A 12,833-nucleotide genomic window follows, 5' to 3' on the forward strand; every position below is an offset into this window, starting at 1 on the left:
CGTCCGCCGCTCCGAGGGGCCACCGCACGGAGGTGCTGGGACCTCGCGGACACACCACACCCGCTGCCCCCCGGCTCGGCAACCCTCGACGGCCCCGGTACCCGGCGGCCGGGGCGCAGGTGATCCCCGGGCAGGCGTCCGTGGCGGCCGCTCCAGCCGTCCAGCTGGCCGAACGGCACCGGGGAACCACTGTGCGCCGTCGCACCGCACCCCTGGACGACGAAGGCCCCCTCCACCCGCTGCGGGTGGAGGGGGCCCTGGTGGTGGGGAGAGGGCTCAGCTCTGCTGCGCGTTCTGACCCACGTAGTACTCGAACAACAGGCCGCCGACGGCGAGCAGCAGCGCGATGGTGGCCAGCAGGATCAGCCAGATGTACCAGAACGCGAGGCCCAGACCCATCAGGCCGGCGCACAGCGCCAGCGTGAAGGGCCAGTAGCTGGCGGGGCTGAAGAAGCCCAGCTCACCGGCGCCGTCGGCGATCTCGGCGTCCTTGCGGTCCTCGGGACGGGCGTCGATCCGGCGGGAGACGAACCAGAAGAAGCCACCGATGAGCAGCGTGAGCCCACCCGAGAGCGTCAGCGCCGTGGTGCCGATGGGTTCACGCGCCCAGAAGCCGTAGACGACCGCGGACACGAAGCAGAACACCGCGATCAGATTGAAGATCAGCGCCTCGACCTTCACGGCCGCGCCTCCTCGTACGTGTAGGGGGTCCGGTTACCGGATGCGAGGACCTCAGCCACCGGTCTGCAGCTGCTCCTCGGTCTTGTCCAGCACCAGGTCCAGCGGGGTCGTGGTGCCGGCCACGCCGGACTGCCCGATCTCCTCGAGCGCCTCGTAGGTGCCCAGGCCGGATTCCCGGGCGGCCAGGTAGGCGTCGTAGTCGTCGCCCGACACCGCGCGGACCTCGAAGTTCATGTAGGCGTGGTAGGTGCCGCACAGCTCGGCGCAGCGGCCGACGTAGGCGCCCTCCTCGCGGACGGTCACCTCGAAGACGTTGTCCCGGCCGTTCTCGTTGCCCGGGATCACGTCGAGCTTGAAGAGGAACTCCGGCACCCAGAAGGAGTGGATGACGTCGGCGGAGGCCAGCTCGAACCGGACGGTCCGGTCGGTCGGCACGACGAGGATCGGGATCTCGGTGCTCGTCCCTACCGTGTCGACCGGCTCGCCGTCCGGACCCGCCGTCTCGGGGTAGACGAACTGCCAGTTCCACTTGAAGGCGTTGACGGCGATGACCTCGTCGGGGTCCTCGCTGCGCTCCATCACCCGGTTCTGCGTGGTGATGGTGAAGAAGAAGAGGCCCGCGATGACCAGGAAGGGGAAGATCGTGTAGACGATCTCCAGCGGCAGGTTGTACGCCGTCTGGCGTGGCAGCTCGTCGCTGTTCTTGCGGTGGCGGATCACCGTGTAGGCGATCAGCGCCCACACGACCAGTCCGATGATCAGGGCGGCCCAGGTGGAGCCGATCCACAGCTCCCGCATCGCCTCGGCTTCGTCGGTGACGCCCTCCGGCCAGCCCCACCGGATGAAGTTGCGCTCCCACCATGCGCTGTCGCCGAGCTCGCATCCGGTGAGGGTCAGCGCCCCCAGGAGACCGAGCGCGGCCAGCCGCGCGAGCCTGCTGCCTCGAGCCACTGCTCGCTGCCTCCTCGTCCTCCGCCCGACGTCCGGGCGGTCTCTCCAGCGGGTCCCTCCACCGGTCCTCGGCAGAGTGCAACCACGCCGGACTCAGTGTGGGCCGAGACTAGCCGACCCGCCTCAGCGGCCGACCACCGGAGACGGTCCGGCGGGTCGCGGGCCCGCTCCCCGCGGGGCGCGCGGCACCCCCGGCCGCCACCGCGGCCCGTCCGCGGCTTCACCCCCCACCCGGCCGCCGCCCATCAGCCGCCCTCGCCCGGCGGGACGCGCCGGTGCGGGCGGACCGGCCGCGCCTGGGTGGCGGTTAGAGTCGGTGCCGTGTTCTCCCGGCTGCTGACCCCGAAATGGGTGCTCCTGCACCTGCTCGTGGTCGCCCTGTTCGTCGCCACCTTCTTCCTCGGCTACTGGCAGCTCTCCAAGGCCGAGGCCGGCGGCGGCGCCGTCAACTGGAGCTACGCCCTCCAGTGGCCGCTGTACGGCTTCATGGGGCTGTGGTTCTACGTGCGGATGGTGCGTATCGAGCTCCACCGCGATCCGGACGACGACCAGCCGGGCAACGCGGTCGTGCTCTACCAGCGCCCGCGCATCGACACCACCGGTGACCCCGAGCTCGCCGCCTACAACGCCTACCTCGCCGAGCTCAACGAGCGGGCCCTCGGACAACGGAGCAGCAATGGCCGCTGAACGGACCGCCACGCCGACCGGGCGGGGGGACGACCGCAGCATCGGAGCGGCGCTGCAGCGCTACCGGGCCATGGCCTGGGTGGTGGGCGTGCTGCTCATCCTGCTGATCTTCGTGGCGGTGCCGCTCAACCACCTCGCCGGCATCCCGGAGCCGTCGGCGGTGCTCGGCACCGCGCACGGTTTCCTGTACGGGCTCTTCTTCCTGGCCACCGTCGACCTGGCGATCCGCGCCCGCTGGACGTTCAAGGGCACCGTGCTCACGCTGGTCGCCGGCACCGTGCCGGTGCTGTCGTTCTTCGCCGAGCGGAAGGCGACCGCGAAGACCCGCGCCGGCGAGCGCGTCTGACCTGGCCACCCCTCCCCCGACCCCCGGAGTCCCGCGCCCCATGTGTGGCCTGCTCGCCTACTTCTCCACCGACGCCCCCCGCGTGACCGACGACGTCGTCGCCGACGTCCGTGGCGCCCTGCACTGTCTGCGCCACCGCGGCCCGGACGAGAACGAGGTCTGGCACGACGACCGCGTCGTCTACGGGTTCAACCGCCTGTCGTTCATCGACATCGAGCACAGCCACCAGCCGATGCCCTACGCCGACGGCCGGTACCGCATCGTCTTCAACGGCGAGATCTACAACTACCTCGAGCTGCGCGAGGAGCTGGCCGCGGCGGGCGCCACCTTCGCCACGGAGGGCGACACCGAGGCGATCGTGGCCGGGTTCCACCTCTGGGGACAGGACGTCGTCACCCGGCTGCGCGGGATGTTCTCGTTCGTGATCTGGGACAGCCAGACCCGCACCGTGTTCGGCGCGCGCGACCCCTTCGGCATCAAGCCGTTGTTCACCACCCGCCTCGCCGACGGGGCCATCGCCTTCTCCTCCGAGAAGAAGGCGCTGCTGGAGCTCCTCGGCGGCAGCGTCGCCGCCGGGGGTGTGGACGGTGCGTCCCTGCAGCACTACCTGACGCTGCAGTACGTCCCGGAGCCCGCGACCCTGCACCGGGGGATCCGGCGGATCGAGAGCGGCACCAGTTTCACCGTCGCCGACGGCGAGCTCACCACGCAGCGGTACTTCCACCCGGACTTCCCGCTCCGGCCGGTGGCGAAGGACGAGCAGCAGGCGCTGTACGACCGGATCGCCGAGGTCCTCGACGACTCCGTCCGCGTGCACATGCGGGCCGACGTCACCGTCGGCTCGTTCCTCTCCGGTGGCATCGACTCCACCGCGATCGCGGCGCTGGCCAAGCGCTACAACCCCGACTTGAGGACGTTCACCGTCGGCTTCGAGCGCGAGGGCTTCTCCGAGATCGACGTCGCCGCCGAGTCCGCGGCCGCGATCGGGGTGGAGCACATCACCACGGTCGTCACGGCGCAGGAGTTCGCCGAGTCGATCCCCCTGGTGGTCTGGTACCTCGACGACCCGGTCGCCGACCCGGCGCTCGTGCCGCTGTACTTCGTCGCCCGCGAGGCGCGCAAGCACGTCAAGGTGGTGCTCTCGGGCGAGGGGGCGGACGAGCTGTTCGGCGGCTACAACATCTACCGGGAGCCGCTGTCCCTGGCCGCCTTCGACCGGCTGCCGCGAGGTCTCCGCCGTGCCCTCGGCACGCTGTCGACGAAGCTGCCCGACGGGATGCGGGGCAAGGACCTGCTGCGGCGCGGCTCGATCCCGCTGGAGCAGCGCTACTACGGCAACGCGCGGATCTTCCGGGACGAGGAGCTGACCTTCCTCGAGAAGCGCGACCCGGACCTCTCGCACGTCGCGGTCACCCGGGAGCTGTACGAGCGCACCCGCGCCGCCGGCTACGACGACGTCACCGCGATGCAGTACGTCGACCTCTTCACCTGGCTGCGCGGCGACATCCTGGTCAAGGCCGACAAGATGACCATGGCCAACTCGCTGGAGCTGCGCGTCCCGTTCCTCGACCCCGAGGTCTTCCGGGTGGCCTCGACCATCCCGGTGGACCAGCGGGTCACCAAGGAGACGACGAAGTACGCCCTGCGGCGTGCGCTGGAGCAGATCGTGCCGCCGCACGTGCTGAACCGCCGCAAGCTCGGCTTCCCGGTCCCCACCCGCCACTGGCTGGCCGAGGACCTGCACGACTGGGCCCGGCAGATCATCGAGGACAGCCAGACCGACGAGTGGCTGGACAAGCAGCAGGTCCTGGCCATGCTCACCGCCCACCGGCAGAACCAGCGCGCCGGCTCACCGGTCGACCACTCCCGCAAGCTGTGGACCCTGCTGGTCTTCATGGTCTGGCACGGCATCTTCGTCGAGGAGCGGATCACGCCCGAGATCCCGGAGACGGTCTACCCCGTCCGGCTCTGACACCGCGATCCTCGCCGATCGCACCGCGGCCACGTGCCGTCCCCCGATCACGTGGAGCCGTTTCGTCACGCCCGCGCGGACACTCCGGGCCTCCCCTCGTCATGACCGGTGCCCGCGAACACCACGAGGCCCGGTTCCCCAGAAGGGGAACCGGGCCTCGTACGCCCCCTCTGCCCCGCCGCGAGCGGCGGGGCAGAGGGGTCCTTCGTCAGTTGAAGGAGTCGCCGCACGCGCAGGAGCCCTGCGCGTTGGGGTTGTCGATGGTGAAGCCCTGCTTCTCGATGGTGTCGACGAAGTCGATGACCGCGCCGCCGAGGTAGGGACCGCTCATCCGGTCGACGATGACCTCGACGCCGTCGAAGTCGTAGGTCTGGTCACCGTCGAGGAACCGCTCGTCGAAGAAGAGCTGGTACCGCAGGCCGGAGCAGCCACCGGGCTGGACGGCGATGCGCAGCCGGAGGTCGTCGCGGCCCTCCTGGTCCAGCAGTGCCTTGACCTTGGCTGCCGCCGCGTCGCTGAGCACGACGCCGGTGGCCGTGGTGTCCTGCACCGTCATATTTCTGTCCTCTCCCTCCGGGGTGTCCGCGTAGGCGCGTCCTGCCGCGGACGAACGCCGTCGGAACGGCTCCGCTTCCCGTGCGCACCCACTGTACGGCTCCGAGCGCGACGTCCGGGGCTCCGTTGCTCACACACGTAGACTTCCGGGCCGTGAAGCTCCGCCTGCCCGGCCGCCGTGACCATGCCGAGACGACCACCGCCGCGCCCGGCGACGACGGCGAGCTGACCGGGCAGCTGGTGAAGGCCGGCGGCAAGGGCCGGCCGACGCCGAAGCGCAACGAGGCGCAGGGCCGGCGGCAGGGCCCTCCCCCGCCGCCGCCCACCACCCGCAAGGAGGCCTACAAGCGCATGCGCGAGCAGCAGGCGCTGCGCCGCGCAGAGGCCCGCCAGGGCATCGCCCGCGGTGAGACGGAGTACCTGCCCGCCCGCGACCGCGGCCCGGAGCGCAAGCTGGTGCGCGACCTCGTCGACAGCCGCCGCAACATCGGCAGCTTCTTCCTGGCCATCGCCGCGCTGGCCCTCATCGGCACCTTCGTGCCCAGCATGGCGGTGAAGAGCTACACGAGCTTCCTGCTGCTCGGTTTCTTCCTGCTGCTGATCATGGACTCGGTGGTGCTCGGGCGGAAGATCAAGCGCACCGTCCGCGAGCGGTTCCCCGACGGGGACCACAAGATGAAGGGCCTGGTCTGGTACGGCATCAGCCGGTCGACCATGATCCGCCGGTGGCGCTTCCCCAAGCCCGAGGTCCCGCTGGGCGCCGAGGTCTGAAAGAGGACCCCCTCCTCCCCACCCCTCGCACGCTCGGGGTGGGCCCCTGGAGGGGGCCATCGGGCGGTGGTCGGGCGCGGCGCCTAACGTCGCGGTCCGTGGAATTCAGACGCCTCGGCCGCTCCGGCCTGACCATCTCCGAGATCGCGTACGGCAACTGGCTGACCCACGGCGGGCAGGTGGAGGAGGACGCCGCGCACGCCTGCGTCCGGGCCGCCCTGGACGCCGGGATCACGACGTTCGACACCGCCGACGTCTACGCCGGCACCCGCGCCGAGACCGTCCTCGGGACGGCGCTCGCCGGCCACCGCCGGGAGTCGATCGAGCTCTTCACCAAGGTCTACTGGCCCACCGGTCCCGGCCGCAACGACCGCGGGCTGGGTCGCAAGCACGTCATCGAGAGCTGCCACGCCTCGCTGCGGCGGCTGCAGACCGATTACGTCGACCTGTACCAGGCCCACCGCTACGACCCGACGGTGCCGCTCGAGGAGACGATGACCGCCTTCGCCGACCTGGTCCGGTCGGGCAAGGCCCTCTACATCGGCGTCTCCGAGTGGAACGCCGAGCAGATCGCGTCCGGCGCAGCGCTGGCCCGCGAACTCGGCATCCAGCTGATCAGCAACCAGCCGCAGTACTCGATGCTCTGGCGGGTCATCGAGGCCGAGGTGGTGCCGACGTCGGAGAAGGAAGGGCTCTCCCAGATCGTCTGGTCGCCGCTGGCGCAGGGCATCCTCACCGGCAAGTACCGGCCGGGCGAGCAGCCGCCCGCCGACAGCCGGGCCGGTCACACCGAGGCCGGGCGGTCGATGCAGGGGTTCATGACCGACGACATCCTCGGCCGGGTGCAGCAGCTGCGGCCGATCGCCGAGGACCTCGGGCTGTCGATGGCCCAGCTGGCGCTCGCCTGGGTGCTGCAGAACGGCAACGTCGCCGCCGCCATCATCGGCGCGACGCGCCCGGAGCAGGTGCACGACAACGTCAAGGCCGCCGGCGTCCGCCTGGATGACGACGTCATGGCCAGGATCGACGAGGTCCTCGGGGACGTCGTGGAACGGGACCCCGCCAAGACCGCCCGCGGCTGAGGAGGCCGCACCACCTGACCCTCCACCTCACGTGGAGGGTCAGGTGGCGGCGAGCCCCATCGGTCCGTAGACCTTCTCGTCGCCGTCGAAGAGGGTCACCGTGGCCACCCCGCGGTCGAGCAGCTCCCGCCAGTTCTCCCCCAGCCACGACTCCGCGTCGCCCTGGTTGTCGGCCGCCGGCACCTCCACCCCCACCGCCGCGGGGTCGAGAGGGGATCCAGCGGGGTCCTCGAGACGCCAGTGCCAGCTCATGCAGGCAGGTTAGTGGCGAGGGCCACGCCGGGCGCATCGTTCCCCGGCTGTGATCACGGCGCCGGTTACGGGCCCGCCGCCGGGGGCATGGACCTGCATCGACCCCGCCCACCCGGAGGACCGATGAGCACACCCCGCCCCGACCCCACGGCCGGCGCGACCCGCGCGGCCGTGGACGCCGAGCCCCAGAACGCATCCACCGGTGAGTTGATCGGCCGGCTGACCGAGCAGATCAGCCGCCTGGTCCGGGACGAGGCCCGCCTCGCCCAGGTGGAGATGACCCAGAAGGCGAAGAGACTGGGCGTCGGCGCCGGCCTCTTCGGGGCCGCCGGCCTCGTCGCCTTCTTCGGGCTGGCCGCCCTCATCACGACCGCCATCCTCGCCCTGGCGCTGATCATGCCCGCCTGGCTGGCCGCGCTGATCGTCACCCTGGTCCTCTTCGCCATCGCGGGCGTCCTCGCCCTCGTGGGCAAGAAGGACGTCCAGAAGGGATCCCCGCCGGTGCCCACGGAAGCCATCTCCAGCGTCCAGGCCGACATCACGACCGTGAAGGAGAGTGCACGCCGGTGAGCACGCCCAGCGGGTCGCGACCCGACGACGCACAGTCCAGCAACGGGCCGACGCAGCCCGACGAGATCCGGGCCGACATCGAGGCGACCCGCGAGCAGCTCGGCCGCACGGTCGACGAGCTCAGCCAGCGCCTCGACGTGCCCGCCCGCGCCAAGGAGGGCGCCGCCCGGGCCAAGGACACCGCCGTCGAGACCTACCGCGAGAGCCCCCCGGCGTTCGCCGGCGCCGGCGCGGCGCTGGCCGGTCTGGTGGGTCTAGTGCTGTGGCGTCGGCGGCGCGCGCGGCGACGGGCCAGCACCGAGGAGCTCCTGGTCGGTGCGCGCGTGGGCCGCAGGCGCGAGGCCAAGCGGGCGCGCCGGGAACTGGCCGCCCGGCGTGCCGCCGCGCGGAAGGCTGCCAAGCGGGCCGAGAAGCAGGCCCGTCGGGATGCGAGGAGGAAGCGTTGAGCAAGGGAGCCAAGCTCGCCTACCGGCCGATCGGCCTGGCGGCGGGTATCGCGGCCGGTGCCGTGTCGGGTGCGGTCTTCAAGCAGGTGTGGAAGCGCATCAGCGGCGAGGACGACGCACCGGACGCGCTGCAGGGCGAGTACCCGATGTGGGAGATCGTCGTCTCGGCCGCGCTCCAGGGCGCGATCTTCGCGGCCACCAAGGCGACCATCGACCGCCTGGGGGCGCAGGGCTTCACCAAGCTCACCGGGGCGTGGCCGGGCGACTGACCCGGCGCGGTGGCCGGGCACCGCACCCGGCCACCGCCGACCCCACCACCCCGCGGCCGGTCGCCGGCCCAGCACCAGGGAGAGCTCATGACCGGCACCCGGCCACGGGAGAGCGCCGTCGACCGGATCCGCCAGCGGGTCGAGGAGAAGGCGGCCCGACGCGCAGCAGCGGCGAGATCCGCAGCCGGCGGCACGCAGTCCGGAGACCCCGATCGGCTCCCGCCGGACGCGCCCGCGCCCGAGCAGCTGCCGGGCATCCGGGCCGCGAACCCGCTGCAGATCCCGGCCGGCGGCTGGAAGCAGGTGCTCAAGCGCGCCTGGGCGGAGAACAACGCCGACAACATGCCGATCATCGCCGGCGGGGTGGCGTTCTTCGGCTTCCTGTCGATCTTCCCGGCGCTCCTGGCGCTGATCTCCATCTACGGCCTGGTCGTCTCCCGCGAGCAGGCCGCCGCCCAGGTCCAGGAGTTGACCACCGGGCTCCCCGAGGACGCCCGTGCGCTCATCGAGGCCCAGGTCGCCAACATCACCGACGCCGGTGGCGCGCTCACCTGGGGCCTCGTCCTGTCGATCCTCGCCGCGCTCTGGACCGCCTCCGGCGGCGTGAACAACCTGGTCAAGGCGGTGAACATCGCCTACGACGAGGTCGAGACCCGCAACTTCCTGAAGCTCCGCGCGCTCTCGCTGGCCCTGACCCTCGGTGCGATCGTCTTCGTCGTCCTGACCATCGGCCTGGTCGCCGTCGTCCCGTTCGTGCTGGACGCGCTGCCGCTGGGCGGGGTCGCGAGCGTGCTCGCCCAGATCGCCCGTTGGGTCCTGCTGCTGCTCGTCGTCAGCGGATCGCTGGCCGTCCTCTACCGGGTCGCCCCCGACCGGGACGCGCCGCGGCTGCGGTGGGTGAGCCTCGGCTCGGTCGTCGTCACCCTGGTGTGGGCGGTGGTGAGCCTGGGCTTCAGCTTCTACGTCAACAACTTCGGCTCCTACAACGAGACCTACGGCGCGATCGCCGGCGTCATCGTCCTGATGCTGTGGCTGTACCTGACCTGCTACCTGGTCCTCCTCGGCGCGGAGATCAACTCCGAGGCCGAGCACCAGACCGGGATGGACACCACCGACGGCGAGCCGCTGCCGATGGGTGAGCGGGACGCGGTGAAGGCCGACACGCTGCCGGCCAAGGCCGAGCCGGAGAAGGGCGACAGCGACCCCACCCGCAAGAACGCGCCCTAGCGAGCGGTCCGGCTCAGCGCACGTGCGAGGGCACGAAGGGCGGGCGCACGACCTCGACGGCTTCCCGACGACCCCGGACGTCGACGGCGAGCCGGTCGCCCTCGACCACACCGGCGGCGGTGTCCAGCAGCGCCAGCCCGATGCCCGTCCGCAGCGTCGGCGAGAAGGTCCCACTGGTCACCTCGCCCACGCGGGCGTCGTCGGCGCCGAGCACCGCCATGCCCGGGCGCGGGATCCCGCGCCCGGTCGCCTTCAGGCCCCAGAGCAGCCGGGTCGGGCCCGCCTCCTTCTCGGCCAGCAGGGCCGCGCGCCCCCAGAATGCCGGCTTGCGCCAGCCGACGGCCCAGCCGGCGCGGGCCTGGACGGGGCTGATCTCGCGGGAGAGCTCGTGCCCGTGCAGCGGGTATCCCATCTCGGTCCGCAGCGTGTCCCGCGCACCGAGTCCGCACGGCCGGATGCCGAGGTCCTGCCCCGCCTCCAGCAGGGCGTCCCACATCTCCCCCGCCCGGTCGGCGCCGACGAGGAGCTCGTAGCCGTGCTCGCCGGTGTAGCCGGTGCGGCACACGGTCACCTCGGCGCCGGCCCCCCCGGTGCCCGTCACGAACGACATGTAGCCGATCTCGCCCGGGACGCCGAGCAGCTCCAGCACCTGCAGCGACCGCGGGCCCTGCACGGCCAGGACGGCGACCTCGGTGTGCCGGTCCGCCACCGCGACGCCCGCCGGAGCGATGTCGGCGAGCCGGCCGAGCACCTCGGCGGCGTTCGCCGCGTTGGGCACCAGCAGGACGTCGTCCGGCCCGTGCAGGTAGACGATCAGGTCGTCCACCACTCCCCCGGCGCCGGCCTCGCCGTCGGGCACGCAGCACATCGTGTACTGCGCCTGGCCAGGCCCGATGCGGGACAGGTCGTTGGTCAGGCAGGAGTCGACGAACGCGGCGGCGCCCGGCCCGCGGACCGTGCCGGTGCCCAGGTGGGAGACGTCGAACAGCCCCACGCCCTCCCGGACGGCGGCGTGCTCGGCGAGAACACCCCCGCCGGCGTACTCGATCGGCATCGACCAGCCGCTGAAGTCGGCGAGCTTGGCTCCGGCGGCGACGTGCCGGTCGTGGAGGGGCGAGGTCAGCGGGGTCACGGGAGGGACGCTAGCGCGGCCCCGCATGGTGACGTGCTGGAACGGCCCCGTCGCAGGAACCCGGCGCGAGCCCGGCGACGTGCTGGAACGGCCCCGTCGCAGGAACCCGGCGCGAGCCCGGCGACGTGCTGGAACGGCCCCGTCGCAGGGACCCGGCGCGAGCCCGGCGACGTGCTGGAACGGCCCCGTCGCAGGGACCCGGCGCGGGCGGAGCGAGTGCTGGGGGGCGACGGGGTCCTTCTAGGATCGATGGGTGCCGCCGACGATCTCCGCCACCGACCACCCGCTCGAGAAGCTGACCGGCGACGCCGTCGTCGTCGCCGTCGGCAAGGGGCCCGACGGGCCGCTCCCGACACCCGGCGCGGAGGCGCTCGACCGCCTGCTCGGCGGCCGCCTGCTCCCCGCGCTGACCGACCTGGGCGCCCGCGGCGCCGAGGACGAGGTGACCCGCCTGCCCTCGTTCGGCCAGGGGCCCTTCCCGGTCGTCGCCGTCGTGGGCCTGGGCGCGCCCGAGCCGTCCGGCGGCTACCGCGCCGAGGCCGTGCGCCGGGCCGCCGGTGCGGCCAGCCGCGCGCTGCGCGGCCGGCGCTCGGTGGTGAGCCTCCTGGCCGCCGTGGGCGGGACGCCCGACGCCGAGCGGCTGCACGCCGTCGGCGAGGGGTCCCTGCTGGGTGCGTACGAGTTCACCGCCTACAAGTCGCAGCTGCCCGCCGACCGCCCGGCCCCGCCGAGCGAGTTCACCATCGTCGTGCCCGGCGCCGGTGCCGCCGAGGCGGCCCTGCGCCGCGTCCGCGCCGTCGCCGACGCCGTCGCCCTCGTGCGCGACCTGGTGAACACCCCGCCGAACGACCTGTACCCGGCCGAGCTGGCCGCCCGCGGTGCCGCCGCCGGCGAGAAGCTCGGGCTCACGGCGGAGATCCTCGACGAGGACGCACTGGCGGCCGGCGGGTACGGCGGCATCCTCGCCGTCGGGGGCGGGTCCACCCGCAAGCCGCGCCTGCTGCGCCTGGCCTACGCCGGCGCGGGCGCGCGCAAGAAGGTCGCGCTGGTGGGCAAGGGCATCACCTTCGACAGCGGCGGCATCTCGATCAAGCCCGCCGCGAAGATGGAGGACATGAAGAGCGACATGGCCGGCGCCGCGGCCGTGATCGCCACCGTGTGCCTCGTGGCACAGCTGGGGCTGCCGGTCGAGGTCGTCGCGACCGTGCCGATGGCGGAGAACCTGCCCAGCGGCACGGCCTACCGCCCGGCCGACGTGATCACCTTCCGCAACGGCAAGAAGGCCGAGATCACCAACACCGACGCCGAGGGGCGGGTCGTGCTGGCCGACGCGATCGCCCGCGCGGCCGAGGACTCCCCCGACGTCCTGCTGGAGACCTCCACCCTCACCGGCGCGCAGATGGTCGCCCTCGGCGCCCGCACCTCGGGCGTGATGGGCAGCGACGACCTGCGCGACGCGGTCATCGCCGCGGCGGACCGCAGCGGCGAGTCGATGTGGCCGATGCCGCTGCCGCCGGAGCTCCGGAAGGGGATCGACTCGACGGTCGCGGACTTCGTCAACGCCAACACCGACCGCATGGGCGGGATGCTCGTCGGCGGGCACTTCCTCGCCGAGTTCGTGCCGGCCGGGCTGCCGTGGGCGCACATCGACATCGCCGGCCCGAGCTACAACACCTCGGCGCCCTGGGGTTACACGCCGAAGGGCGGGACCGGCGTCCCGGTCCGCACCCTGCTCGCCACCATCGAGGCCCTCATCGCCGACTGACCTCTGATGATCAGGTGACCTGATCAAACGGGGTGCTGGGGGGGGGGGGGGGGGGGGGGGGGCGGGGCCCCCCCGCCCCCGGCCCCCCGCCGCCGGGCCGGGGGCGCCCCCCCCCGCGCCGCCCCCC

The 12,833-nt window shown here is 72.6% G+C and carries 15 protein-coding genes; 10 read left to right on the forward strand and 5 right to left on the reverse strand.

The annotated features are described in order from the left end of the window. Positions 1 to 276: 276 nt before the first annotated feature. Together ACI8AP_RS11860 and ctaC are read right to left on the reverse strand one after the other, a co-directional pair. A complete protein-coding gene (locus ACI8AP_RS11860) occupies positions 277 to 681 on the reverse strand; it encodes a cytochrome c oxidase subunit 4 (protein ID WP_456589547.1) in 405 nt (134 codons plus the stop codon). Positions 682 to 732: 51 nt separating this feature from the next. Continuing rightward, the gene (gene ctaC, locus ACI8AP_RS11865; RefSeq protein ID WP_456589548.1) at positions 733 to 1,632 is read right to left on the reverse strand and encodes an aa3-type cytochrome oxidase subunit II; all 900 of its coding nucleotides are present in this window, start codon (positions 1,630 to 1,632) and stop codon (positions 733 to 735) included. A gap of 321 nt (positions 1,633 to 1,953) precedes the next feature. Here ctaC and ACI8AP_RS11870 point away from each other — a divergent pair, with 321 nt between their 5' ends. Genes ACI8AP_RS11870 through asnB form a run of 3 tightly spaced genes read left to right on the forward strand, consistent with a single transcriptional unit; the run spans position 1,954 to position 4,637 of the window. Beyond that, on the forward strand, positions 1,954 to 2,319 hold the full coding sequence (locus tag ACI8AP_RS11870; protein WP_456589549.1) for a metalloprotease: 366 nt from the start codon (positions 1,954 to 1,956) through the stop codon (positions 2,317 to 2,319). After that, positions 2,309 to 2,665 carry a DUF3817 domain-containing protein gene (locus ACI8AP_RS11875; protein ID WP_456589550.1) on the forward strand — a complete coding sequence of 119 codons (357 nt, stop codon included), beginning with the start codon at positions 2,309 to 2,311 and terminating at the stop codon, positions 2,663 to 2,665. Before ACI8AP_RS11870 ends, ACI8AP_RS11875 begins: the two co-directional genes overlap by 11 nt. A gap of 40 nt (positions 2,666 to 2,705) precedes the next feature. Then, positions 2,706 to 4,637 carry an asparagine synthase (glutamine-hydrolyzing) gene (asnB, locus tag ACI8AP_RS11880; protein ID WP_456589551.1) on the forward strand — a complete coding sequence of 644 codons (1,932 nt, stop codon included), beginning with the start codon at positions 2,706 to 2,708 and terminating at the stop codon, positions 4,635 to 4,637. Positions 4,638 to 4,845: 208 nt separating this feature from the next. Here the strand turns inward: asnB and ACI8AP_RS11885 are convergent, their stop codons facing one another. Then, positions 4,846 to 5,193, reverse strand: a complete 348-nt coding sequence (locus ACI8AP_RS11885; RefSeq protein WP_456589552.1) for a HesB/IscA family protein — start codon at positions 5,191 to 5,193, stop codon at positions 4,846 to 4,848. A 152-nt stretch (positions 5,194 to 5,345) separates the two neighbouring features. Here ACI8AP_RS11885 and ACI8AP_RS11890 point away from each other — a divergent pair, with 152 nt between their 5' ends. Next, entirely contained in the window at positions 5,346 to 5,963 is a 618-nt protein-coding gene (locus tag ACI8AP_RS11890) for a DUF3043 domain-containing protein (protein WP_456589553.1), read from the forward strand. A 98-nt stretch (positions 5,964 to 6,061) separates the two neighbouring features. After that, positions 6,062 to 7,045 (forward strand): aldo/keto reductase family protein, encoded by a 984-nt coding sequence (locus ACI8AP_RS11895; RefSeq protein ID WP_456589554.1) that lies wholly within the window; start codon positions 6,062 to 6,064, stop codon positions 7,043 to 7,045. Between the two features lie 39 nt (positions 7,046 to 7,084). Here the strand turns inward: ACI8AP_RS11895 and ACI8AP_RS11900 are convergent, their stop codons facing one another. Further along, complete coding sequence (locus ACI8AP_RS11900) at positions 7,085 to 7,297, reverse strand: hypothetical protein (protein WP_456589555.1); 213 nt, start codon at positions 7,295 to 7,297, stop codon at positions 7,085 to 7,087. Between the two features lie 123 nt (positions 7,298 to 7,420). Between ACI8AP_RS11900 and ACI8AP_RS11905 the strand changes: the two genes are divergently transcribed. The 4 genes from ACI8AP_RS11905 to ACI8AP_RS11920 all read left to right on the forward strand — a co-directional run bounded on the left by ACI8AP_RS11905 (position 7,421) and on the right by ACI8AP_RS11920 (position 9,809). Next, entirely contained in the window at positions 7,421 to 7,867 is a 447-nt protein-coding gene (locus ACI8AP_RS11905) for a phage holin family protein (RefSeq protein ID WP_456589556.1), read from the forward strand. Next, positions 7,864 to 8,313, forward strand: coding sequence for a DUF3618 domain-containing protein (locus ACI8AP_RS11910; RefSeq protein ID WP_456589557.1), 450 nt, complete (start codon positions 7,864 to 7,866; stop codon positions 8,311 to 8,313). The genes ACI8AP_RS11905 and ACI8AP_RS11910 overlap by 4 nt, the downstream gene beginning before the upstream one ends. Next, positions 8,310 to 8,582: a DUF4235 domain-containing protein gene (locus tag ACI8AP_RS11915; protein WP_456589558.1), complete on the forward strand. Its 273-nt coding sequence runs from the start codon at positions 8,310 to 8,312 to the stop codon at positions 8,580 to 8,582. Before ACI8AP_RS11910 ends, ACI8AP_RS11915 begins: the two co-directional genes overlap by 4 nt. An 87-nt stretch (positions 8,583 to 8,669) precedes the next feature. Further along, positions 8,670 to 9,809 carry a YihY/virulence factor BrkB family protein gene (locus ACI8AP_RS11920; RefSeq protein WP_456589559.1) on the forward strand — a complete coding sequence of 380 codons (1,140 nt, stop codon included), beginning with the start codon at positions 8,670 to 8,672 and terminating at the stop codon, positions 9,807 to 9,809. Positions 9,810 to 9,822: 13 nt separating this feature from the next. On the opposite strand, the gene gcvT is transcribed toward ACI8AP_RS11920, so the two are convergent. Next, positions 9,823 to 10,941 carry a glycine cleavage system aminomethyltransferase GcvT gene (gene gcvT, locus ACI8AP_RS11925; protein WP_456589560.1) on the reverse strand — a complete coding sequence of 373 codons (1,119 nt, stop codon included), beginning with the start codon at positions 10,939 to 10,941 and terminating at the stop codon, positions 9,823 to 9,825. 253 nt (positions 10,942 to 11,194) lie between these two features. Here gcvT and ACI8AP_RS11930 point away from each other — a divergent pair, with 253 nt between their 5' ends. Next, entirely contained in the window at positions 11,195 to 12,706 is a 1,512-nt protein-coding gene (locus tag ACI8AP_RS11930; protein WP_456589561.1) for a leucyl aminopeptidase, read from the forward strand. Positions 12,707 to 12,833 lie beyond the last annotated feature (127 nt).

The sequence above is a fragment of the Blastococcus sp. SYSU DS1021 genome (assembly GCF_054050995.1).